Source organism: Stappia indica, assembly GCF_020177335.1.
Lineage (GTDB): Bacteria > Pseudomonadota > Alphaproteobacteria > Rhizobiales > Stappiaceae > Stappia > Stappia indica_B.
On the sequence record NZ_JAIVMG010000009.1, the window covers coordinates 117,756 to 139,815 of the forward strand.

At 65.9% G+C, this 22,060-nt stretch carries 22 protein-coding genes; 4 read left to right on the plus strand and 18 right to left on the minus strand.

Annotation, left to right across the window (positions count from 1 at the left end):
• Positions 1-56: 56 nt before the first annotated feature.
• The 3 genes from LC062_RS13525 to LC062_RS13535 form a co-directional block, all read right to left on the minus strand.
• Complete coding sequence (locus LC062_RS13525; RefSeq protein WP_224911558.1) at positions 57-1,637, minus strand: ABC transporter substrate-binding protein; 1,581 nt, start codon at positions 1,635-1,637, stop codon at positions 57-59.
• Positions 1,638-1,798: 161 nt separating this feature from the next.
• A complete protein-coding gene (locus LC062_RS13530) occupies positions 1,799-2,794 on the minus strand; it encodes a 3-hydroxyacyl-CoA dehydrogenase NAD-binding domain-containing protein (RefSeq protein ID WP_224911559.1) in 996 nt (331 codons plus the stop codon).
• A complete protein-coding gene (locus tag LC062_RS13535; protein WP_224911560.1) occupies positions 2,791-3,699 on the minus strand; it encodes a BKACE family enzyme in 909 nt (302 codons plus the stop codon). Before LC062_RS13535 ends, LC062_RS13530 begins: the two co-directional genes overlap by 4 nt.
• Before the next feature lie 81 nt (positions 3,700-3,780).
• Between LC062_RS13535 and LC062_RS13540 the strand changes: the two genes are divergently transcribed.
• Entirely contained in the window at positions 3,781-4,758 is a 978-nt protein-coding gene (locus tag LC062_RS13540; protein ID WP_224911561.1) for a GlxA family transcriptional regulator, read from the plus strand.
• A gap of 27 nt (positions 4,759-4,785) precedes the next feature.
• Here the strand turns inward: LC062_RS13540 and LC062_RS13545 are convergent, their stop codons facing one another.
• The 15 genes from LC062_RS13545 to phnG form a co-directional block, all read right to left on the minus strand.
• On the minus strand, positions 4,786-5,667 hold the full coding sequence (locus tag LC062_RS13545) for a glycosyltransferase domain-containing protein (RefSeq protein ID WP_224911562.1): 882 nt from the start codon (positions 5,665-5,667) through the stop codon (positions 4,786-4,788).
• A gap of 84 nt (positions 5,668-5,751) precedes the next feature.
• Positions 5,752-6,588, minus strand: a complete 837-nt coding sequence (locus tag LC062_RS13550; protein WP_224911563.1) for a BKACE family enzyme — start codon at positions 6,586-6,588, stop codon at positions 5,752-5,754.
• 271 nt (positions 6,589-6,859) lie between these two features.
• Positions 6,860-8,854, minus strand: coding sequence for a putative bifunctional diguanylate cyclase/phosphodiesterase (locus tag LC062_RS13555; protein WP_224911564.1), 1,995 nt, complete (start codon positions 8,852-8,854; stop codon positions 6,860-6,862).
• 25 nt (positions 8,855-8,879) lie between these two features.
• Complete coding sequence (locus tag LC062_RS13560) at positions 8,880-9,407, minus strand: oxidoreductase (protein WP_224911565.1); 528 nt, start codon at positions 9,405-9,407, stop codon at positions 8,880-8,882.
• Positions 9,408-9,571: 164 nt separating this feature from the next.
• On the minus strand, positions 9,572-10,285 hold the full coding sequence (locus tag LC062_RS13565) for an FkbM family methyltransferase (protein WP_224911566.1): 714 nt from the start codon (positions 10,283-10,285) through the stop codon (positions 9,572-9,574).
• Positions 10,286-10,725: 440 nt separating this feature from the next.
• Positions 10,726-11,319, minus strand: coding sequence for a phosphonate metabolism protein/1,5-bisphosphokinase (PRPP-forming) PhnN (gene phnN, locus LC062_RS13570; RefSeq protein ID WP_224911567.1), 594 nt, complete (start codon positions 11,317-11,319; stop codon positions 10,726-10,728).
• Positions 11,320-11,333: 14 nt separating this feature from the next.
• Positions 11,334-12,473, minus strand: a complete 1,140-nt coding sequence (locus LC062_RS13575; protein ID WP_224911568.1) for an alpha-D-ribose 1-methylphosphonate 5-triphosphate diphosphatase — start codon at positions 12,471-12,473, stop codon at positions 11,334-11,336.
• 10 nt (positions 12,474-12,483) lie between these two features.
• A complete protein-coding gene (locus LC062_RS13580) occupies positions 12,484-13,185 on the minus strand; it encodes a DUF1045 domain-containing protein (protein ID WP_224911569.1) in 702 nt (233 codons plus the stop codon).
• Positions 13,186-13,376: 191 nt separating this feature from the next.
• Positions 13,377-14,024 carry a DapH/DapD/GlmU-related protein gene (locus LC062_RS13585; RefSeq protein ID WP_224911570.1) on the minus strand — a complete coding sequence of 216 codons (648 nt, stop codon included), beginning with the start codon at positions 14,022-14,024 and terminating at the stop codon, positions 13,377-13,379.
• A 24-nt stretch (positions 14,025-14,048) separates the two neighbouring features.
• A complete protein-coding gene (gene phnL, locus LC062_RS13590; protein ID WP_224911571.1) occupies positions 14,049-14,774 on the minus strand; it encodes a phosphonate C-P lyase system protein PhnL in 726 nt (241 codons plus the stop codon).
• 2 nt (positions 14,775-14,776) lie between these two features.
• On the minus strand, positions 14,777-15,568 hold the full coding sequence (gene phnK / locus LC062_RS13595; protein ID WP_224911572.1) for a phosphonate C-P lyase system protein PhnK: 792 nt from the start codon (positions 15,566-15,568) through the stop codon (positions 14,777-14,779).
• Positions 15,565-16,482, minus strand: a complete 918-nt coding sequence (locus tag LC062_RS13600; RefSeq protein WP_224911573.1) for an alpha-D-ribose 1-methylphosphonate 5-phosphate C-P-lyase PhnJ — start codon at positions 16,480-16,482, stop codon at positions 15,565-15,567. The genes phnK and LC062_RS13600 overlap by 4 nt, the downstream gene beginning before the upstream one ends.
• Positions 16,479-17,612, minus strand: coding sequence for a carbon-phosphorus lyase complex subunit PhnI (locus LC062_RS13605; RefSeq protein ID WP_224911574.1), 1,134 nt, complete (start codon positions 17,610-17,612; stop codon positions 16,479-16,481). The genes LC062_RS13600 and LC062_RS13605 overlap by 4 nt, the downstream gene beginning before the upstream one ends.
• A complete protein-coding gene (gene phnH / locus LC062_RS13610; protein ID WP_224911575.1) occupies positions 17,612-18,271 on the minus strand; it encodes a phosphonate C-P lyase system protein PhnH in 660 nt (219 codons plus the stop codon). Before phnH ends, LC062_RS13605 begins: the two co-directional genes overlap by 1 nt.
• On the minus strand, positions 18,271-18,750 hold the full coding sequence (gene phnG, locus LC062_RS13615) for a phosphonate C-P lyase system protein PhnG (RefSeq protein ID WP_224911576.1): 480 nt from the start codon (positions 18,748-18,750) through the stop codon (positions 18,271-18,273). The genes phnH and phnG overlap by 1 nt, the downstream gene beginning before the upstream one ends.
• A gap of 240 nt (positions 18,751-18,990) precedes the next feature.
• Here phnG and phnF point away from each other — a divergent pair, with 240 nt between their 5' ends.
• From phnF to LC062_RS13630, 3 genes are all read left to right on the plus strand, one after another.
• Positions 18,991-19,731, plus strand: coding sequence for a phosphonate metabolism transcriptional regulator PhnF (gene phnF, locus LC062_RS13620; RefSeq protein WP_224911577.1), 741 nt, complete (start codon positions 18,991-18,993; stop codon positions 19,729-19,731).
• A gap of 228 nt (positions 19,732-19,959) precedes the next feature.
• A complete protein-coding gene (locus LC062_RS13625) occupies positions 19,960-21,228 on the plus strand; it encodes a lipopolysaccharide biosynthesis protein (protein WP_224911578.1) in 1,269 nt (422 codons plus the stop codon).
• A 10-nt stretch (positions 21,229-21,238) separates the two neighbouring features.
• Entirely contained in the window at positions 21,239-22,033 is a 795-nt protein-coding gene (locus LC062_RS13630) for an ABC transporter permease (protein ID WP_224911579.1), read from the plus strand.
• Positions 22,034-22,060: the final 27 nt, after the last annotated feature.

The following is a 22,060-nucleotide window of genomic DNA, read 5'->3' on the forward strand; positions in this document are numbered from 1 at the left end:
GCTGGATGACGGATCGCGAAAGCCCGGCCCCGGCAGGATGCCGGGGCCGGTGAAACTCAGGCGAACCACCAGCGTTCGATGGCGCGGAAGCCGTCCAGCGTCCACTGGGGCCCCACCGTCTCCGGCGTCATGATCTTGTCGGTGTGCGCCATGACGTAGCTGGCGAACATCGGGATCACCGCGCCGCCATCGTTGGAGACCAGCCCCTGCATTTCCTCGTAGATGGCCCGGCGCTTGGTGTCGTCGAGCTCCGAACGGGCCTCGACCAGCAGCTTGTTGAAGCGCTCGTTCTCCCAGAAGGTGTCGTTCCAGGCGACGCCCGAGGCATAGGCGGTGGTGAACATCCAGTCCTCGGTCGGCCGGCCACCCCAGTAGACCGCGCTCCAGGGCTTCTTCATCCAGACATTCGACCAGTAGCCGTCGTTCGGCTCGCGCACCACGTTGATGGTAATGCCGGCCTTCGCCGCCCGCTCCGCGTAGAGCACCGCTGCATCGACCGCGCCGGAATAGGCCGCATCCGCCGCCGAAAGCGAGACCTCCAGGCTGTCGAGCCCGGCCTGGTTCAGGTAGTGCTTCGCTTTGTCCGGATCATAGACATGCTGCTCCAGATCGGCCGCATGGTAGCGGTTGGACCGGCTGATCGGGTGATCGTTGCCGATCTCGCCGTAGCCGTTCAGCACCTTGTCGACCAGTTCCTGCCGGTCGATGGCGTATTTCAGCGCCATGCGCACGTTGTTGTCCTTGAACGGAGCAACGCGGGTGTCCATCGCGAAGGTGTAATGCTGGGTGCCGGTGGTCGCCAGGATCTTGATGCCCGGTGCCCGCTTCAACAGATGCGCGGTGTTGGTGTCGACCCGGTCGATCACATCGACCTCCCCGGTGACCAGCGCGTTCTGCCGCGCCGCCGGGTCGATCACCGTCAGCATCTCCACCCCGTCGAAATGCGCCCGGTCGCTTTTCCAGTAGTTCGGATTGCGGGTCATGCTGGCGCGCACGCCCGGCTCGTAGGACTGCACCGCATAGGCGCCGCAGCCGTCGCCGGACGTGGTGTCGATCTTGCCGCCGGACGAGGGCAGGATCGCCAGGTGATAGTCGGACAGGATGAAGGGAAAGTCCGAGTTGCCGGCGTCGAGGGTGATCACCACCGTGTCGTCGCCGTCCGAACGCATCTCCTTGATCGCCGCGACAATCGGCTTGGCCGCCGACTTGGTGTCCTCGCCGCGGTGATGGTTCAGCGAGGCGATCACGTCTTCCGCCATCACCGACTTGCCGCTGTGGAACGTCACCCCCTTGCGCAGCTTGAACGTCCAGACCTTGGCGTCGGGCGACACATCCCAGCTTTCCGCGACCTCGCCGATCAGCGAGCCGTCAGCGGCGATTTCCGTGAGATATCCGTTTCGCGCCGTGGCGAAGACCTGAACGAACGCCTGATCCCAGGTGGCAGGATCATAGCTGTCGGAGGTGCTGCCATGGCCCATGGCGAGCCGCATGGTTCCGCCCTTTTTCGGCGCCGCGCGGGCGCTGCCAAGGCCGAGCGATCCCATCAGGGCGGCGCCGCCAAGGGCCCCTGCCCCCTGCAGCATCCCGCGCCGCGAGAGCTGCAGGAAACCATCCTTCGTCGTCGGTGTCTGTGTCATGTCTTTCCCCTTTTGTTGTTCTGTTTGTTCGCCGGCGCGGAAAAGCGCCGACCGGCCGTTCGGCCGCATCACGTGGGGGGAGATCCCCCACAGATCACGAGCCGGTTCACGCCCTGGTTGGGTACCTGCAAACCTAGCGCCATCCGGCTGTGGCGCCAAATCTAGGGTTCCGCACCGGTCCGGCGCCGGGCGAGCAACCGGTCATGCCGGTTGAGCAGGGCACCGGCAGCCGCGTCCCGCCCCTTCAGCGCCCGCAGCATGGCAACCAGATTGTCGTCCCGGCTGCGTTCCAGCTCACGGATCGAAACGCCCGCCGCCTGCGCATCCGACTGGCTGGCGATCGTTTCCACCAGCTCCTCCGTCAGCTCCGGCACATCGGTCAGCCGGCTCCACGGCCAGGAGAGGCATGGCCCGAACTGGGCGAGGAAATGACGCATGCCCGCTTCGCCGCCGGCGATCCGGTAGGTTTCGAACAGGCCCATCTGCGCCCAGCGCAGGCCGAAGCCGTAGCGGATCGCGTCATCGATCTCGCCGGTGGTGGCGACCCCGTCGCGCACCAGCCAGAGCGCCTCGCGCCAGACCGCCTCCAGCAGCCGGTCCGCGATATGCGCGTCGATTTCCTTGCGCAGCTGCAACGGGTACATGCCGAGCCCGGTCAAGATCCGATGGGCCCGGTCGAGCAGATCCGCGCCGGTCTTTTCCGAGGCGACGACTTCGACCAGCGGCAGCAGGTACACCGGGTTGAACGGATGGGCGACCAGCACCGCCTCCGGACGCGGCGCGCCCTGCTGCAGCGCCGTCGGCGTGAAGCCGGAAGTGGAGGAGCCGAGGATCGCTGAGGCCGGCGCATGTGCCTGGATCTCGGCGATCACCCGGTGTTTAAGCTCGATCCGCTCCGGCACCGATTCCTGCACCCAGTCGGCCGCCGCCACGGCTTCGGCGATGGTCGCGCAATGGGTCAGCCGCCCTTCGTCAGGCAGTGCCTCCTCATGCAGGCGCGGATAGGCGCGGCGGGCATTGGCCAGCACATCGGCGACCTTGCGCATGGCCTCCGGGTCCGGATCGACCAGATTGACATCCCAGCCATGGAGCAGGAAGCGCGCAGCCCAGCCGCCGCCGATGACGCCGCCGCCAATGATTGCCGCCGTGCCGGTCATCGCGGCGCCCGCTTGGTCAGCGACAGGCGCTCACGCACTTCCTGCGGCCCGATCACCCGCGCGCCCAGCGCCTCGACGATGGTCACCGCCCGCGCCACCAGCGCCTCGTTGCTGGCGAGCTCGCCGCGCGAAAGCCAGAGATTGTCCTCCAGCCCGACCCGCACATTGCCGCCGGCGAGTACCGAGGCGGCCACAAAGGGCATCTCATTACGGCCGATGGAAAACGCCGACCAGTGCCAGTCGGGCGGAACATTGTTGACCATCGCCATGAAGGTGTTGAGGTCATCCGGCGCGCCCCAGGGAATGCCCATGCACAGCTGCACCAGCGCCGGGCTTTCCAGCACGCCCTCCTCGACCAGCTTGCGTGCCAGCCACAGATGGCCGGTGTCGAAGGCCTCGATTTCCGGGCGCACCCCCAGTTCGGTGATCATCCGCCCCATCGCCCGCAACATGCCGGGCGTGTTGGTCATGACGTAATCGGCTTCGGCGAAATTCATCGTGCCGCAATCGAGCGTGCAGATCTCCGGCAGGCAGTCCGCCACATGGGCGAGGCGCGCGCTGGCACCGATCATGTCCGTGCCCGCGCGCAGGGGCAGCGGCTCCTCGGGCGTGCCGAAGACCAGATCACCGCCCATGCCGGCGGTGAGATTGAGCACAACATCCGTCTCCGACGCGCGAATGCGCTCGGTCACCTCCCGGTAAAGCTCAGGTTTCCGCGACGGTGCGCCGGTCTCAGGATCGCGCACATGGCAATGCACCACGGCGGCGCCCGCCCGCGCCGCGACAATGGCGCTGTCGGCGATTTCCCGGGGGCTGCGCGGAACATGCGGGCTGCGGTCTTGCGTGCTTCCCGAGCCGGTCACGGCACAGGTGATGAAGACCTCCCGATTCATGTTCAGCGGCATCGCGTACTCCAGGTTGCTCGTGACGGTGCCCGGATGATACCCATGCGGGCAATCGTGATCCTGCAGTTTCGGAACCCATTCATGCCGAATTGGCTGAAGCCCCGCTCGCGCCCTCGCTCCGTCGGCGTTCTGCTGTTCGACGGCTTCTCGAACCATTGCCTTGCCAACGCCGTCGAACCCTTGCGCGCGGCCAACGGATTGGCCGGCACGCCGCTTTACGAATGGCGGTTCCTGACCCTTAACGGCGCCCCCGCCACCTCCTCCAGCGGGTTGCCGGTTTCGCCCTCTGGCCTGCTCTCCGACGACATCGGCGGCGACCTTCTGATGGTGATCTGCGGCTACGATCATCAGACCCACGCCACACCCGCCTGCTGCGATGCCTTGCGCGCCGCCGCCCATCGCTTCGACAAGCTTGCCGGCTTCGACACCGGAAGCTGGCTGCTGGCCGAGGCCGGTCTCCTGGAAGGGCGCAGTGCGACGGTCCACTGGCAGGAGCTGCAGAGCTTTGCCGAGCGCTTCACCGAGGTGCGGGTGCGCCGTCGGCGCTATGTGATGGACGGCGACCGGCTGAGCTGCGGCGGGGCGATGACCGCCTTCGACCTGATGGCCCGGCTGATCGGCGACCAGCACGGGGAGGCCTTGCGGCTGGAGGTCGCCTGGCTGTTGATGCACGAAACCGTGCCCTTGCGCGATGAAACCATCGGCAGCGTCGGCCGCAGCGAGGCCGTCCGCCAGGCGGTGGAGATCATGCGCGGCGCACTGGAAGCGCCGGTATCGGTGGAGGAGATCGCCGAAAGGGTCGGCCTGACCCGGCGCCGGCTTCAGGATCTGTTCAACGAGGAACTGGGCACCTCGCCAGCCCGGGTCTACCGGCGCATCCGCCTTCTCACCGCCCGCAACCTTGCCACCGACACCCGGCTGTCGATCGCTGAAATCGCCTTGCGCAGCGGCTATGCCGACCCAAGCGCCATGACCCGTGCCTTCACCGCCGAATTCGGAGAAACCCCGTCCGCCTTGCGCCGGGTGAGGCCTGACCGCAGCGTCAGGGCGACGGCTTAAGCCCCCGCCCCCCGGTGGCCCGGCGGGTTACAGCAGACACAGCCACGCAAGCCCCGCCGCGACCAATCCCGGCAACAGGTAAAACAGCACCACCCGGACCCAGTCGTTCAGCGGATAGGCCGGCCGGTCGAGCAGCCAGGACAGGCCGTTCTCGATGCAGTTGACCAGATAACCGCTGCGGTCGCGGCCGCGCACCGGCAGGCGCGGCAGGTTGCGCATCCACGGCATCATGTCGAGCAGCCGGTTCGAGCAGATCCGGTTCTCGGCGGGAAAATGCATGAAATAGGGCGCCGCGCCCGTCCGGCGGTGGCAAAGCAATCCCTCGCGGACCGCAAAGAGCCGGGTTTCCAGCCCCGCCTGACAGGCGGAGGTCGCGAAAATCTCCTGATCGTAATCGAGCGCCGCCCGGCCCGGATGCGCCAGGAACCAGGCGTGCAGCACGGTATGGGCGCAATCGACGGGAATGTCCGTGTCGAGTTCGCCCAGCATCCGGCGCAGCGCGCCAACCCGGCCGATCATCGCCCCGGCATTGAGAAACCGATACATGCCGCTCTTGCCGCCGGCCGGCGGATAGCGCCGGGAAACGCCCCAGCCGCCCGGCAACCGATAGGTGAACCCCGGCTCGCAGGCAAAGACGATCGGCGCGCCGAACCGTTCGAAACAGTCGGTCAGCCCGTCGGGATCGCGCAGCAACACCACATTGGCGGCATCGGTGAACAGCACGATCTCGTCGGCGCCGCGCGTGACCAGATGGTCCCGCAGGCGCATCAGCCGCTGGATCTGCCCTTGGACCGGCTCGCTGCGCCCCAGCACCAGAAGCCCCGCGCCAAACAGCGCGCAGGATGCCTCATAGCGGCTGAGGCCGGGGCTGGGCCGCGACGCCTGGGTGATGAAACTGGGGCGCGGCACGGCGCGCGCGCCCGCATGCTCAGTGCGGATGGTGCACCTCCCCGACAGCACTTCCGATACGAACGGGCCGCGAGGGCGGGGGCTTTAAGCCGCCGCCGGTCGCAGGTTGAGGATTTCACGTGCCTGTGCCGGCGTGGCGACGGGCCGCTCGTACTTCTCGCAAAGCGCCACCGCGCGCTGCACCAGCGCCGCGTTCGACGGGGCCAGCGTGTTCTTGTCGAGACGCACGTTGTCCTCAAGGCCGGTGCGGGTGTGACCGCCAGCGGCAATGCACCATTCATTGACCTCAAGCTGATGCCGCCCGACACCGGCCGCGCACCAGCTCGCCTCCGGCGCCAGCCGCTTGAGGGTGCGAATGTAGAAATCGAACACCTCCCGGTCCGCCGGCATCGCGTTCTTCACGCCCATCACGAACTGCACGTAGAGCTTGCCGGGAATGCGTCCGTCCCGGTTCAGCGCCACCGCCTGGAAGATATGCGACAGATCGAAAGCCTCGATCTCGGGCTTGACGTCGTAGCTCCGCATCTCGCCGGCCAGCCAGTCGACCAGATCAGGCGGATTCTCATAGACGCGGGTGGGGAAGTTGTTGGACCCGACCGACAGGGACGCCATGTCCGGCGCCAGCGACAGCATGCCGCCGCGCGTCTTGCCCGCGCCCGAACGCCCGCCGGTGGACAGCTGGATGATCATGCCGGGGCAATGGGTCTTCAGCCCCTCCACCAGCCGCGCGAAGCGCTCCGGATCGGAGGTCGGCGTGCCATCCTCCTCCCGCACGTGGCAATGGGCGATGCTGGCGCCGGCCTCGAAGGCCGCCTGGGTGCTCTCGATCTGCTCGGAAACGGTGATCGGCACCGCCGGATTGTCGGATTTCTGCGGAACGGATCCGGTGATGGCAACGCAGATGATACAGGGTTCGGACATGTCCGCCGGCCTCTTTTCTTCAAAGATCCCTCAAGGGCGAGACGCCCCGAAACGACAGCAGGCGCGAAGCGGCCGCCTGATCGGCAACGGCCCCTCCCCACGATGCACGCCAAATCTCTATCAGCTTCACTTGGCCACGGCAATTCCGACGTCTGCATGCAATGGGGTATTCATCACAATATCAGACAGTTACCTGAAGGAAATCGCAAATAACGTAACGTCAGAAAAACTCAAACCCGACCGCACACGGTCCAGCTTGCGCGCCTCCGGATCAGACCGTTTCCGCCGGCAACGCCTCGCCGCGCCGCCAGGTGGGCGCGTCCTCCAGGCACCGTTTCATCAGCTCGGGCAACTCCTCCACGGACACCGCCCGGCTGAACAGGAACCCTTGCGCGGTGCGGCATCCGGCCTTGCTGAGCAGGGTGAACTGTTCCTGGGTTTCCACCCCTTCCACCAGCACAGCAATCCGAAGCTGACGCGCCAGCGACACGATCGCCTCGATGATCGACAGGCTGTGCAGGTCGGTGTCGAGCGACTTGACGAAACTGCGGTCGATCTTCAGCTCGTCCCACTCGAACTTGCGCAGGTAGGAAAGGGCCGAATAGCCGGTGCCGAAATCGTCAAGGGCAATCGAGACGCCGATCTCGCGCAGCCGGCGCAGCGCCGAAACCGCCCGCTCCGTGTCGCTCATGACGACGCTTTCGGTCACTTCCAGCTTGAGCCGCGTGGCGGCGAGGCCGGTCTCGGACAGAACCGCGCGCACGGTCTCCACCATATCCTCGCGCACGAGCTGGGCGACCGACAGATTGACGGACACCGCCAGGCCATCGCCGAGCCGCACCGCGTCGCGGCAGGCCGATTCCAGCACGGTCCGCCCCACTTCGATGATCCGGCCAGACGCCTCGGCGATGGGAATGAACTCGGCCGGCGAGATCCAGCCCAGATCCGCATGATGCCAGCGCGCCAGCGCCTCGATGCCGGTGGTCCGGCCGGTCTGCATCTCGATTTGCGGCTGGTAGTAGGGCCGGATCTCCCCACGCGCGAGCGCGGCGGGAAAATCCGCCTCGATCTGCCTGCGGCGCATGATGGCCGCGCGCATGGACGGATCGTAGGTGTGCACTCGGCCCTTGCCTCGGGCCTTGGCATGTCCAAGAGCGAGATCCGCATCCCGCAGCAGCGCTTCGCGCGCATCCGGCCCACATTCCTCGCCAAGCGCAAGACCGATGGTCGCATTCACGACGACGTTGCCGCCAACGACCTCATGCGGCCTGCGCAGCACCGTAACCATATGCTGCGCCTTCTCCATTGCTTCGGCCTGTCCGCCCTCGACGGTCAGCAGCGCGATGAACTCGTCGCCGCCCACCCGCGAGACCAGATTGCCCTCGCCCCAGTCATCGACGATCCGCTGCAGCCGCCGCGCCACCGACACCAAAAGGTCGTCGCCGGCCGCATGGCCGAGCATGTCGTTGACGGCCTTGAAGCCATCGAGATCGATGGCGAGCACGGCGATCTGCCGCCCGTCCTGCGGCTGGCAGTCGGTCCGGGTAAGCGCCTGGGTGAAGGCCAGCCGGTTCGGCAAGCCGGTCAGCGAATCGTGTTGAGCCAGGAACTCGAACTTGCGGGCGTTGTTCTGCGCCTCCTCATGGGCGCGGCGGAGCGAGCGTGACTGGAACGTCGTGAACACCAGCAGCGCCGCGCCGACGCCGATCAGCGCCTCGACCAGCGTGTTCTGCAGGTGCTGCTTTTCGCGCAGGGTCTCGCGGATCTCTTCCGCCTCGGCGAGATTGGCCATATGCGCCTGACCGCCGATCCGGTCCATGATGGCCACGGCCTCATCCAGCGTTTCCTGGATTTCCGCCACGGCCTCGGGATCGGACAGGGTCTCGTATTCGTCGTCGAGTTCGTAGATTTCGTCCTTCAGCCGGATCAGCACGGCGCGCCGGTCTTTGGCTTCATTGACGAATTCGCCGAACCCGCCGGAGGTCCAGGTCTCCAGCCGGCCGAGCAGGATCTGGTAGCTGAGCGTCGCCCCTTGCGCATCGGCGGGCGAACGGGTGACGATGAAGCGCGCCAGCCGCTCCCGGGCCTGCAGCACGTCGATCCGGCCCGTGAAGGCGGTCACGGCGATATCGTAGCGCATGGACCGATCAACGGTCTCGCTCGACGTCGAGACCGTGTCCGAATGCACGACAATGGCGATGCCGAGCAGGCAGATGACACCGATCGCGATATGGCGGAACCAGTCGATCATGCCCGTGCGCGACATGGGAGACCTGCGCGGACCGACGCGCTCATTGCACGGTCATCCATCTGAGTTGCCAGATCGAGAGAGCGAAATAGGTCGCGCTCCTCAGCTCCGGATCGGAATCGAACGGGAAAATCACAAACAACGGCCCCTTGTCGCTGATCTCCATATACGCGCCATCGGCCTTGTAAGCGACGATTGGTTTATAACGCGCAAAGTCAAAGTCTCGATATTCCACATAGTAATTGTTGAGAGCCTTGGCGCTCACCAAATGGCCGCGCGCGCCGACGTGTTCCATCAGCACCGCCAGCGGTACACCCTCGAAGGTGACCGGCGCATCGTGCCACGGGGTCCAGGTGGTGAAGCTCTCCCGCTCCATGGCTTCCAGATCATCCAGCGTAAGCTGCCGGGGGTCCTCTCCGGCGATCTTCCCGTCGATGGTCAGAACCACGCCGTCGGCTCTTTGTCCAGCGGCAACACCGGACGCACTTGCCAGACACAGCAACACCGCCACCGCCGCAAGTGCACGCGAGCAATTTCCGGCCACGGCTTTCGCCCGGTCCCCTGGCCTCATCGACAGCTCCCCCTTCCGATACCAGTGTGCAATGGGCCCTGTTTTACCGAAGAATGTCGAGAAACCTTGAAGATTCTGCGCAGCCCGCCGAAAAAATCGGGCGCGCGCGGCGGAAACTTCCCTATCGGCACATCCGCAACACAATGGCAAGGTTGGCGATGGTTTCAGGCGCCGGTATCGGACCGGCTTCGCACCTTCTCGAAACACACCACCGTTGCGGCGGACAAGGCCGTGCTATAGGCAAATCCTTCGGCACAGAGGATCGAGAAGATCTCCAGTACCCCCTCCTGGCCGATGGTCTGCGGATGCAGCTCCACCACGATCTTGCGCAACCCGCCAAACCGCAGATGGCGCAGCAGATCGAGCTCCGCTCCCTCGATATCGGCAATCAGCACATTGATCCCGTTGTCCTCAATGAAGTGTGAGGCGTCGAGGGTCTCCACCGACACGACGGTATCCTCAGCGCGGCGGCGGCGGTCGATCCCGGACTGCCAGAACTCCCGGTGCACCACGAATTCCACCCGGCCCTCGCTCAGGGCCGCCGGATTGGCGACACAGACGCCGTTGATGACCTCGACCCCCTCGACCCCATTGTGCTGATGGGTCCGGCGAATATGCGGGATCAGCCGGGCATCGGCCTCCACCGCCGCGTAGAATGCCGGACGCACCGCCCGCATCACGCCGGCGGAGATGAAGCCGACACCGGCGCCAAGTTCCAGCACCCTGTCGGTCGGTTTGACGAACCGGGTCGCCACATTCAGCTCGCTGGTCTCGTAACGACCTTTCTCGATTTCCGAGACGATCCGGTCATTGGCGACAACCTGATCGACGCTCAGGTAGAGATCGCAAGTGCCATGCTTGATCATCTCATGCGACATGACCGAACCTCCCGTGAATGCATAGGATGCCTCCCGCCGGCCGGTCGGGGAACGCCGCACCCTGCCCATGGGTGATAGCCAACATGCCACGCAAGATGCAATCACAACATTTTCCGAACGGCCCCCTATCGCCTGGCGTGCAGTCGGGGCGCGAAAAGAAACGCGCGTTTCGATGGGAGCGAAACCGACAGGCCGTGCCTTCCCGATCCCGGGTCGCGCTCACGCTCACCCGGGAAGACGCGGAGAGTGGGGCGATGGCCGGAGCAGCGCAGCCCTTGCGCCATTTCTCGGCGTCATCCCGGCCCCCGAGCCGGGATCGGAGAGCCGAAAGACAAGCGTTTCCAATCTATTGGACTCGAGACCTCGGGCCACGCCGGCCCCGAATCTCCGCTTCGCTCCCTCCGGGAAGACGCCTTGGCCTGCGTCGGTGCCCCGGCGAATTACGCCGTTCGCGGCAGAGGCTCCAGACCGGAGAACGCGGCAATTGCGCCCAAGAAACGAGGCACCGCAGCGTCAAGGCTGCCGCTGTTGTCGATCTCGCGGATCGGTGCGACGGGCGGCACCGGAGCTGCCCGGGCCACCCGCGCGGCGATCTCCTCAGCGCTTTCCCGACCTCGCCCGGCCAACCGGGCGCCCAGCACCTCCGGCGTCGCCGTCACCGACAGGATGGCCAGGTTTTCAAAGCACTCCGCCATCTCCGGCAGGGCCCGGCGCGAGCCATTGACCACCGCAGGCCGCCCGGCATCGAGATGCGCCCGCAAGGCGGCCGGCAGGCCATAGGCCAGCCCATGAGCCCGCCAGGCCAGACAAAAGCCGCCGCCCGCCAGTGTTGCCTCGAACTCGGCGGCGCTCATCGGCAGATGATCTTCCGCATCTCCCGAGGCCGGGCGGGTGATCGCCCGGCGGACGAACAGCATCTCCGGCCGGCCGGCATAGGCCGCCCGGGCCGCTGCCAGCAGGCTGTCCTTGCCGACGCCGCTCGGACCGACGACGACGATCAGCGGTCCCGGCGCGCGGGCGTCAAGGGTTACCATCTGCCCCGCTCCGCTCACGCCACCCGCTCGCCCTGGCGCCAGACCCGGCGCACGATCGGAATGTGCTCTTCCACCCGCACCCGCACCAGATCGGCGTTCTTGCCGATGGCGATCTCGCCCCGGTCATCGAGACCGGCAGCGGCGGCCGGGTTGCGCGTCACCATGGCGACCGCCTGCGGCAGGCTGACTTCCTCCACCACATCGCCGAGAAAGAACGCCGCCTGGATCAGGCTGAAGGGAATATAGTCGGAGGAGAGAATGTCGAGCACGCCGGCGCTCGCCAGATCCCGTGCCGAGATATTGCCCGAATGCGACCCGCCGCGAACCACGTTCGGCGCGCCCATCAGCACCGCCATGCCCTTCTCGTGCGAGGCGCGGGCCGCCTCCATCGTGGTCGGGAACTCCGCCACCCGGGTTCCCAACTCCGCCGCCTCCTCCACATGCGCGATGGTGGCATCGTCGTGGCTGGCCAGCATGATGCCTTGCGCCCGCGCGCTTTCGGCCACCGCCATCCGGTTGGCCTCGGAGTAGCGCGCCGCCTGCGCCATGCGCCGCTCGCAGAAGTCGTTGAACTCCGCGTCGGACATCTTGTTCTTGCCCTTGTAGTAGATGGCATAGGCCTCCAGGCTGACGAACTGGCGCTGTCCCGGGGAATGATCCATCAGCGAGGCCAGCTTCACCCGGCGGTCTCCGGCAAAGGCCTCGAACCCCTCGATGCAATTGGGCGCGGACACCTCGCAGCGCAGGTGAATGAAATGATCCGCCCGCAACCGGCCACGCTCCACCCCGTTTTCGATGGCATCGGCCAGACGGCGCATGTCGGTGCTGGTCACCCCCGCCTCGTCGTCGAGCCCGACCCTCAGCGCGTCGAACACGGTGGTGATGCCGCTGGTGGCGATCTGCGCATCATGGGCACAGACAGCGGCGATCGGGTTCCAGAACACCTTCGGCCGCGGCGTGTAGTGGGTTTCCAGATGGTCGGTGTGCAGCTCCACCAGACCGGGGATCAGGTAGTCGCCCTCCATGTCCCGCGCCGAGGCGCAGGACGAGGCTCCCGTGTCGATCCCGGCGATCCGGCCATCCTTGAGATGCAGCGATCCATCGATCACCTGATCGCCAAGGACAATGCGGGCATTGGTGAAGATCGTTTCCATAATCGGTCTTTCAGGCAGGTATCGGACGAACAGCGCCCGTCAGGGGAGCAAGGTGAAGACAGGTGAAGGGCGCACCGGGCTCAGACTCCCGAAACAGCGCCAGATGATCGATGACAAGATCGGCCGCGAGCGCCTGGGCAAAATGCATGCGGAGCGCAGCCAGGGTTTCTTCGGTCGCCGGCGCATCGAGCCGCCCGGTCAAGGTCATGTGGAAGCGGAAGGCCTCGAAGACATAAGGGTAGCCCCAGTCGTCGAGGTGGCGCAGTTGCACCGCATCCAGCCGCTCCGGCCGGCGTCGCGCCCGCTCCGCCGGGGTCATCCTTGCGCGGAACCGGTCGAAACCGCGCACCACCGCGCCGGCGAAGCCATTGAGCGCGGCGGCATCGCCCGCCGGCGTCAGCGCCAGAAACCCATCGAGCGCGGAAAGCCGCAAGGAGAGCGGCAACCGGGGCGTCTTGGCCGCGAAATCGTCGAGCGCGGCAATCAGGTCCGCTTCGCTAGTGCCCTCCGCCAGGCGGAACGGCGCCTTCAGCGTGCCGTGAAATCCGTAGCGCGCCGGTTCAGTCACCCGCTCGGTCCGTGCCGCCGGCGTCAGACCACCGATCTCCAGCGGCGTCACGTTCCGGCCAAAGGCACTGCGGCCGAGCCACTCCTCGGCGCGCAGGACCAGCGGATGCTCGGCGGGCGGGGTGAAATAGAGGGCGTAGCGCATGATTATCCGTATCGGTTCGTTTCTCGTTCCCGCCCCCACCCACCACGAGGGCGGCGGGGAACAGGCCGTTTCGCTCAAGGCGCTAGGCAAACCGGAGGCGGGGCAAGATCCCGCTACCGTAGAGCCCTTTCATGACAGCCGGAATTCGGTTTCATGACCGTTTTCCGACAGCCCGTCCGCTGTGCCGGACGTCAGGCCGGCACAGCGCCTTCATGGCGAGCAAGGAAGGTTTCCGCGTCGCATGTGCGGAAATCCTCCAGCGCCGCGCCCAACCGGTCATGGTCCCAGTCCCACCAGGCGAGCCGGGCCATCCGCCGGGCGATCTCGGCGGGAAAGCGCTCGCGGATCACCTTGGCCGGCACCCCGCCGACGATGGTGTAGGGGGCGACATCGCGGCTGACGACCGCGCCGGCGCCGATTGCCGCGCCATCGCCAATGGTGACGCCCGGCAGAACGGTGGCACCGTGACCGATCCACACATCATTGCCGATCACCACCCGGTTTTCCCGCCGCCAAGCGAAGACCGTCGCGTCCTGATCCGCACCCGGCCAGTAGTCATTCGCCCGATAGGTGAAATGATGCAAGGTTGCACGTTCCAGCGGGTGATTTGGTGCATTAATGCGCACGCTTGCAGCGATATTGACGAATTTGCCGATCGTCGCGCACCAGATGGTGGTGTCCCACATCGCGTAGGAGTAATCGCCGAACTCGGTCTCGCTGATGCGCGCGCGCTCGGCGATCTCGGTGTAGCGGCCAAGGCGGCTGTCCCGGACCTCGGCCGTTTCATGTACCAGCGGCTCGGCGGAAAGGCGCGTCGTCGCCGGAGCGGCTGTGGTCATGCCCGTCACGATATCCCCCTGTCCCTAGGCCGCAGCGGCGGCGAACTGGCGCATGTCGATGATCCGGTCGGCGACCGCATCGCGCACATCCTCATCGTGGAAAATGCCGATCTGGGCAACGCCGGCGGCCTTCTTCTCCGCGATCATCGCCATGACGATTTCCCGGTTGAGGGCATCGAGCGAAGCGGTCGGCTCATCGAGCAACAACACCGGATGATCGGTGATAAACCCGCGCGCGATGTTGATCCGCTGCTGCTCGCCACCGGAAAAGGTTGCCGGCGGCAACGACCACAGCCGCTCCGGCACATTGAGCCGCGCCATCAGCACACGTGCCCGCTCCCGCGCTTCCTCCGAATCCGTCCCGCGCGCGATCAACGGCTCAGCCACCAGATCGAGCGCACTGACCCGGGGCACCGTTCTCAGGAACTGGCTGACATAGCCGATGGTGTCCCGCCGCATGGCGATCACCTGGCGCGGATCGGCGCTGACGAGATCGACCATCTCGCCATGATGGCGGACCCAAATCGCCCCGCCGCCGGCGGCATAATTGCCGTAAAGCATTTTCATCACGGAGCTTTTGCCCGCGCCGGACGGTCCGCCGAGAACGACGCATTCGCCCTTGGCAACGCTGAAGGTGACGTTCTCCACCACCGGCAGTTCGATCCCGCCCTGAAGATGCATGGTGAAGCGCTTTGCCAGCGCCTCGACGGAAACGGCGACGGGCGCCGCCTGTTGTGCCTGTGCGGTCATGATCACACCTGAAGGATCGAGGAAACGAGAAGCTGGGTGTAGGGCGCCTGCGGATCGTCGAGCACCCGGTCGGTCAACCCGGCCTCGATGACGGCCCCGTCCTTCATCACGATCATCCGGTGCGACAACAGCCGGGCCACCGCCAGATCATGGGTCACGACAATCGCCGCCAGCCCCAGATCGGCAACGAGACCGCGCACGAGATCGAGCAGCCGCGCCTGTACCGACACATCGAGGCCGCCGGTCGGCTCGTCCATGAAGACAAGGCGCGGACCGGTGACGAGGTTCCGGGCGATCTGCAGCCGCTGGCGCATGCCGCCGGAGAAATCGCGCGGCCGGTCGTCGATCCGGTCCTCGGCGATTTCCACCCGCTCCAGCCAATTCGCCGCCGTACCGCGAATGTTGCCGTAGTGGCGCTGGCCGACCGCCATCAACCGTTCGCCCACATTGGCGCCGGCCGAAACGCTCATGCGCAGGCCATCGGCCGGGTTCTGATGCACGAAGCCCCAGTCGGTGCGCATCAGCAGACGCCGTTCTGCCTCGCTCATCTCGTAGAGATCGCGCTCCTGCCCGTCGCGCAGACGATAGCGCACCGCGCCCGTTGTCGGCTCCAACCGGGTGGAGATGCAGTTGAGCAAGGTGGTCTTGCCCGATCCGGATTCGCCGACGATTGCCAGAACCTCGCCCGGCCACACATCGAAACTCACATCGCGGCAACCAACCCGGTCGCCATAGCGCTTGCCCAGCCCGCGCACGGACAGAAGCGGCTGATCATCCTCACGCGGTCCGCTCATTGCGCCGCCTCCGTCGTTGCATAGGCTTCCTCGGCGGCCAGGTGGCCACGGTGACCGGCGGCCCGCCGCTCTTCGCAGTGATCGGTGTCGGAACAGACGAACATGCGCCCGCCCTTGTCATCGAGGATCACCTCATCGAGATAGACATCCCGCGCCGCACAGAGCGCGCAAGGCTCCTCGAACCGCTGCACCTCGAAGGGATGATCCTCGAAATCGAGGCTGACGACCCGCGTGTAGGGCGGGATCGCGTAGATCCGCTTTTCCCGACCGGCACCGAAGAGCTGCAACGCCTCGCACATATCCATCTTCGGATTGTCGAATTTCGGCGTCGGCGAGGGATCCATCACATAGCGATCATCGACCAGCACCGGATAGGCATAGGTGGTGGCGATATGGCCGTGCCGGGCGATATCCTCGTAAAGCTTCACATGCATGAGGCCGTATTCCTCCAGCGCATGCATCTTGCGGGTCTCGGTCTCGCGCGGCTCCAGAAAGCGCAGGGGCTCGGGGATCGGCACCTGATAGACCAGCACCTGGGAAGCGGTCAGCGGCTCCTCGGGAATACGATGGCGGGTCTGGATCACGCTCGCCTCACGGGTGCGCGTCGTCACTGCCACGTCGGCGACCTTCTGGAAGAAGGCGCGGATCGACACCGCGTTGGTGGTGTCGTCGGCGCCCTGGTCGATCACCTTCAGCGTGTCGTCACGACCGATGATCGAAGCGGTCACCTGCACCCCGCCCGTGCCCCAGCCATAGGGCATCGGCATCTCGCGGCTGGCGAAAGGCACCTGATAGCCGGGAATGGCGATGCCCTTGAGGATCGCCCGGCGGATCATCCGCTTGGTCTGCTCATCGAGATAGGCGAAGTTGTAGGCGGCCATGCCGCCGGCGATGTCCTGTGCCTGTCCGGTCATTCCGCCGCCTCCCGGCTTGCGTTGTCTGTCTCAAGGTCTGCCGCCTCGCGCGCCTCGAACTCACCGCGCATCCGCCGGACCAGATCCAGTTCCGCCTGGAAATCGACGTAATGCGGCAGTTTCAGATGCTCCACGAAGCCGGTGGCCTGCACATTGTCCGAATGGGAGATGACGAACTCCTCGTCCTGCGCCGGCGCCAACCGGTCCTCGCCGAACTCATCCGCCCGCAGGGCGCGGTCCACCAGCGCCATCGACATGGCCTTGCGCTCGGACTGACCGAAGACAAGCCCGTAGCCCCGGGTGAACTGCGGCGGCGCCTTGGCCGATCCGGCGAACTGGGTGACCATCTGGCATTCGGTCACCTTGATGGTGCCAAGCGAGACGGCAAAGCCCAGCTCCGGCACATCCAGCTCCACCTCGACCTCGCCCATGCGGATCTCGCCGACGAAGGGATGAGTGCGGCCATAGCCGCGCTGGGTGGAATAGCCAAGCGACAGCAGGAAGCCCTCGTCGCCGCGCGCCAGCGCCTGCAGGCGTTGATCCCGCTGCATCGGAAACTCCAGCGGCTCGCGCGTCAGATCGCCACTCGGCTCTTCCGGCAGGGGCGTGTCCCCGGCCGCACCCCGGGAGCTTTCGATGATGTCCTCATGGGCGAGAATATCGGTGACCCGCATCAGGGGATCGCCGTCGGTCTCACTGACCAGCGCCGCATCAACCTCACCGTCGCCGGCAAGCTCCGGATCGAGCAGCCGATGGGTGTAGTCGAAGGTCGGGCCGAGCACCTGGCCGCCGGGCAGGTCCTTGAAAGTCGCCGACACCCGCCGCTCGGCCACCATCTCACCGGTTTCCACCGGCAGGGAGGCACCGAAACGCGGCAGCGTGGTGCGGTAGGCGCGAAGCAGGAAGATCGCCTCGATCATGTCGCCGCGCGCCTGCTTGACCGCCAACGCGGCCAGATGCGGCGCGTAGAGCGAGGCTTCGGCCATCACCCGGTCGACGGCCAGCGACAACTGCCCGACCAACTGATCCAGCGTGATCGACGGCAGGTCGCGATTGCCGCGCCGGCGATCGCCCAGAAGCCTGTGCGCATTGGCGATGGCGGCCTCGCCGCCCTTGACTGCCACATACATTATTCAGCCCCCTCATCGGTTGACATGCCGGCCGATGCGGCGGTGACACGGGTGGTGCGCGGCAGGGCGCAGACCTTCAAGCCTGCCACCAGCAGAAGATCGCCGCCGCGCGGGAACAGCGCGCGGTTTTCCGCCCGCTCGGCGACAAAGCCCTCCGGCAGGCCGACGGCCGCCAGCGTTTCGCGGGAGCGGATGCCCGGCCCCTCAAGATGAAGCGGCGCGCCGCCCGTCAGCGCCTCGACCGCCAGCAGCAGCGTGGTGGAGCGGTCTGGATATTCCTGGGTGCCGGAATTGAAGGCCGTCAGCGGCGGACACTCGGCGCCGGCCGGGGCAAAGGCAAAAGCGCTTTGCGCGGGTTCCACCACCAGCGGACAGGCGCAATGGAACGCCAGCCAGCCGCGCACCTCCGGCGTGTCATAGACCGACGCGAGCCACACCGGCGTATCCGGATCGCACAGGGTCAGGGCGATCGCCGCAAGCCCCTCCGGCAAGGGTGCAGGCGGAGCCAGCGAGCCGGGCAGATCGCACAGGCTGCCGGGACGCGCCATGGCATCCATCAGCGCACGAAACGCAACCTGCGCCTCGATCACCGGATCGGCGAACCCGCCCTCGACACAGACAGCGGACATGCTTGCAGCGGATTGAGCAGCGTGGGTCATCAGTCATCTCCCCGCACCATCGTGAAGAACTCGACCTTGGTCGCGGCCGCCTCGCGCTTGACCTGCGACACCTCGGCGGCCCGCGCCGCCATCAGCGGATCGCGCACCAGCGTCTCGATCTCGGACCGCAAGTCTCCTTGCACCCAGGCCGCCGCCAGCCGCGCCGACAGGCTGGCCTTCGCCCGGTCCTGACCGAGCGCATAGGCATGACCGACCGATCCGTCCGCCAGCCGAACGCTGGCGCGGGTCACCGCCGCCTCGCCAAGATTGAAGGGGGCACCGTCACCGCCGATGCGCCCGCGCACCATGACAAGCCCTGTCTCGGGCCCGCGCACCGGCACCGCCTCGGGCAAGTCCCCGAGCACCTCGACACAGGCCTCGATATCGGCGCGCGGCGCCGCGGCAAGCACATCCATCAACAGTTTCAAGTCACCACCCGGCGCATCCGCCGGCGCGGCCGCGTCCATCCGCTCCGTCATCTTGAAAATCCCCGCATCGCGCGCACCCCATCATCCGGATCAGCACCGATGGCGCTTCGCTCCTTGAAGCCAACCCCTTCAGCGCTGCGCTCACCTCTTATTTGTCTAGTTCTATAGACAACCAACATTGCGATAATGTAGTCTCTCCATGTGACACTGTCATGACCTTTCGTGACATGACGGTCGCCGATCGGCGATCTGATCGCCAGTGGAGAGAAGACCCATCCATGAGCAGCCTTCATGAGCAGCCTTGAACGACGCACCGGCATCGCGCTCTGGCGCCAGATCGCCGACGACATTCGCGCGGCGATTGGCAACGGTGCCTATGAGGACACCGGGAAATTGCCGACGGAAGCGGCCCTGGCCACCCAGTTCGGCGTCAACCGGCACACGGTGCGTGCCGCCCTTGCCGCCCTTGCCCGTGACGGCATGATCGACACGACGCAAGGGCGCGGCAGCTTCGTCGTCGCCCGCAAGCGCCTGAGCTATCCCATCGGGCCGCGCACCCGGTTTTCCGCCGGGCTGGAGGGACAGGTCGCGCGCACCCGCTCTCGGGCGCTGGAAAGCCGGATCGAACCGGCATCCGCGCCGGTTGCCGAGGCTCTCCACCTTGCGCCGGAAGCCCCGGTCCTGCGGCTGGACATGCTCGGCGAGGCCGATGACACCCCGCTCTCCCGGGCAACCCACTGGTTCGAGGCGTCCCGCTTCGCGCACCTGCCCGACCACTACCGGGCGTTTGGCTCGATCACCCGGGCACTGGCGGCCTGCGGGGTCGAGGATTACGTGCGGCTGTTCACCGACATCACCGCGGCTCCGGCCAGCGCCGCCGACCGGCAGGACCTCGACCTGCAACCCGGCGCGGTCGTTCTGCTGACCCTTTCGGTCAACGGCGAGGTTGGCGGAGGGCCGGTCCAGTACAGCCGCAGCCGCTTTTCCGCCGACAGGGTTACACTCTCTGTCAGAATGCCCGGCGGGCTGTAACCTTGCCCCTCGCCGCCAGCGACCTCGGGCCCTATTTCGCCGCAAAGACGCGGTTGTATGCACGATGTCATCTGATACGTATAGGATCGTGCTATGCTTGAGGTTGCAGCGGAAACAGGCCAGGGAACGCTGACCGTCGGGTTTGCCGGTTTGTTAACCAATGGCTATCCGTGACCAGGTAAGCTGCCACGATGAGTATATTGGTTCCTCGCGCAAGAACGGGCCACCATGTCTGACAAAGCCGACGCATCGCTCCCGGTTGCCAATGCGACCGCCGAGAGCCTGCCCCAGAAGCCCAAGAAGGCTCCTGTCATTCCGCTGCGGATCGAGCGTGCGGCTGCGGCTCTCGTCAAGACGACGGAAACGGGCCTTCGCCCGCGTGAAGTGCGGCGCCTGCTGCTGAAGCTGTCTTTCGTCCTTTGCGTGATCCTGCCCACCCTGTTCGGCGGCATCTATTTCGCCTTCATCGCCTCCGATCGCTATGCGGCCAGCGCCGGCTTTTCCGTTCGCAGCATGGACAGTTCCGCCGTCGGCGGCGATGTCCTCGGCGCGCTGACCGGCCTGTCCAGTGTCGGTTCCACAACCACCGATTCCTACATCCTGCTGGAGTACCTGAAGAGCCGGGAGCTGTTGGAAGCACTGCGCAAGGATGTCGATTTTCAGGCGGCCTATGGCAGCGACAGGATCGATTTCCTGTACCGGCTGGATCCCACCCTGCCGATCGAGGACCTGGTCGATTACTGGGACTGGATGATTACCACCTCCTACGACAACGCCTCCTCGATCATGACCTTCGAGGTGCAGGCCTTCACGCCGGAGGACGCGCAGAAGATCGCCGCGTTGATCGTCAAGCACAGCCAGAACCTGATCAACAAGCTGTCGGAACAGGCCCGCAAGGACGCGGTCCAGTTCGCCAAGCGTGAGGTGGCCTCCGCCGAATTGCGGTTGAAGATCCTGCGCGACGAGATGCAGCGCTTCCGATCCTCCTCCCATGCGGTCGACCCGACCGCCACCGCCGCGGCCCAGGTGGAGTTGGTTACCGGCATCGAGCGCCAGTTGATCGAGCTCAGGGCACGGATGATCAGCTTGCGCACCTCACTCGATGAGACCTCCCCCTCGGTGCAGCAACTCAGCCGGCAGATCGCGGCCCTGGAAAACCAGCTGCAGCGCAAGCAGCAGGAAGTCGGCGGCGCCCCCGCCGATGCCAACACCTCCAATCCGAACCTGTCCGCCCTGCTGGCCGATTACGAGAAACTCAAGGTCGATCAGGAATTCGCGCAGCAAGCCTATGCCGCAACCCTTGCCTCGCTTGAACGCGCCCGGGCCGAGGCCGACCGCCAGCAGCGCTTCCTCGCCGTGTTCCGCGCCCCCAGCCTGCCGCAAGACTCGCTTTACCCCGAGCGGATCCTCAACACGGTGCTGATCTTCGTCGTCGCGCTGCTCCTGTGGAGCATCGGCACGCTGATCGTCTATTCGGTTCGCGACCACATGCGTTAGGAACGGTCCCATGTGGTCGATAACCTCCACGCGAAAATCCGACAACCTGCTGCGGATGCAGGCTCGGGTGATCGGTGCGCTGATTCTTCGCGAAACCCGCGTCACCTTCGGCAAGGCGCAGATGGGCTATCTGTGGGCGGTGTTCGAACCGGTACTCGGCACCGCCGCGCTGACGGCGATCTTTTCCATCGTCACGCGGCACCCGCCGCTCGGCACCAGTTTCGCCCTGTTCTTCGCCACCGGCGTCCTGACCTTCCAGATCTACCAGAGACTGAGCACCTCGCTGATGGCCGTGTTCGAGGCGAACCGCGGGCTGATGGCCTATCCCCTGGTCAAGGAACTCGATGTCGTCTTCGCCCGCTTCCTTTTGATCGTCGCCACCTATCTGTTCGTTTTCGTGGTGTTCTTCGGCGGGCTGATCATGTTCGATCTTGCCGACTATCCCGCCCGTCTCGACCAGGTTTTGCTGGCGCTGCTGGCCACCGCGCTCATCGGCCTTGGCGCCGGCCTGATCAATGCGGTGATCATGCTGCTCTGGCCGACCTGGAAACATCTTCACGGCATCATCAGCCGGCCGCTGTTCTTCATCTCCGGGGTGTTTTTCATCCCCTCGGCCTTTCCGCCGAATATCCGCTACATCCTGTCCTGGAACCCGCTGATGCACTGCATCGACTGGTTCCGCAGCGGCTACTATCACAGCTATGACAGCCCGACCCTCGATATCGGCTACCTGTTGATGTACACCCTGGTGCTGCTGCTCATCGCCTTCGGCAGCGAGCGCGTTTATCGCAAGTACCAGAAGTAGACCGCCCGGCTGGTGCAGCCCAAACAC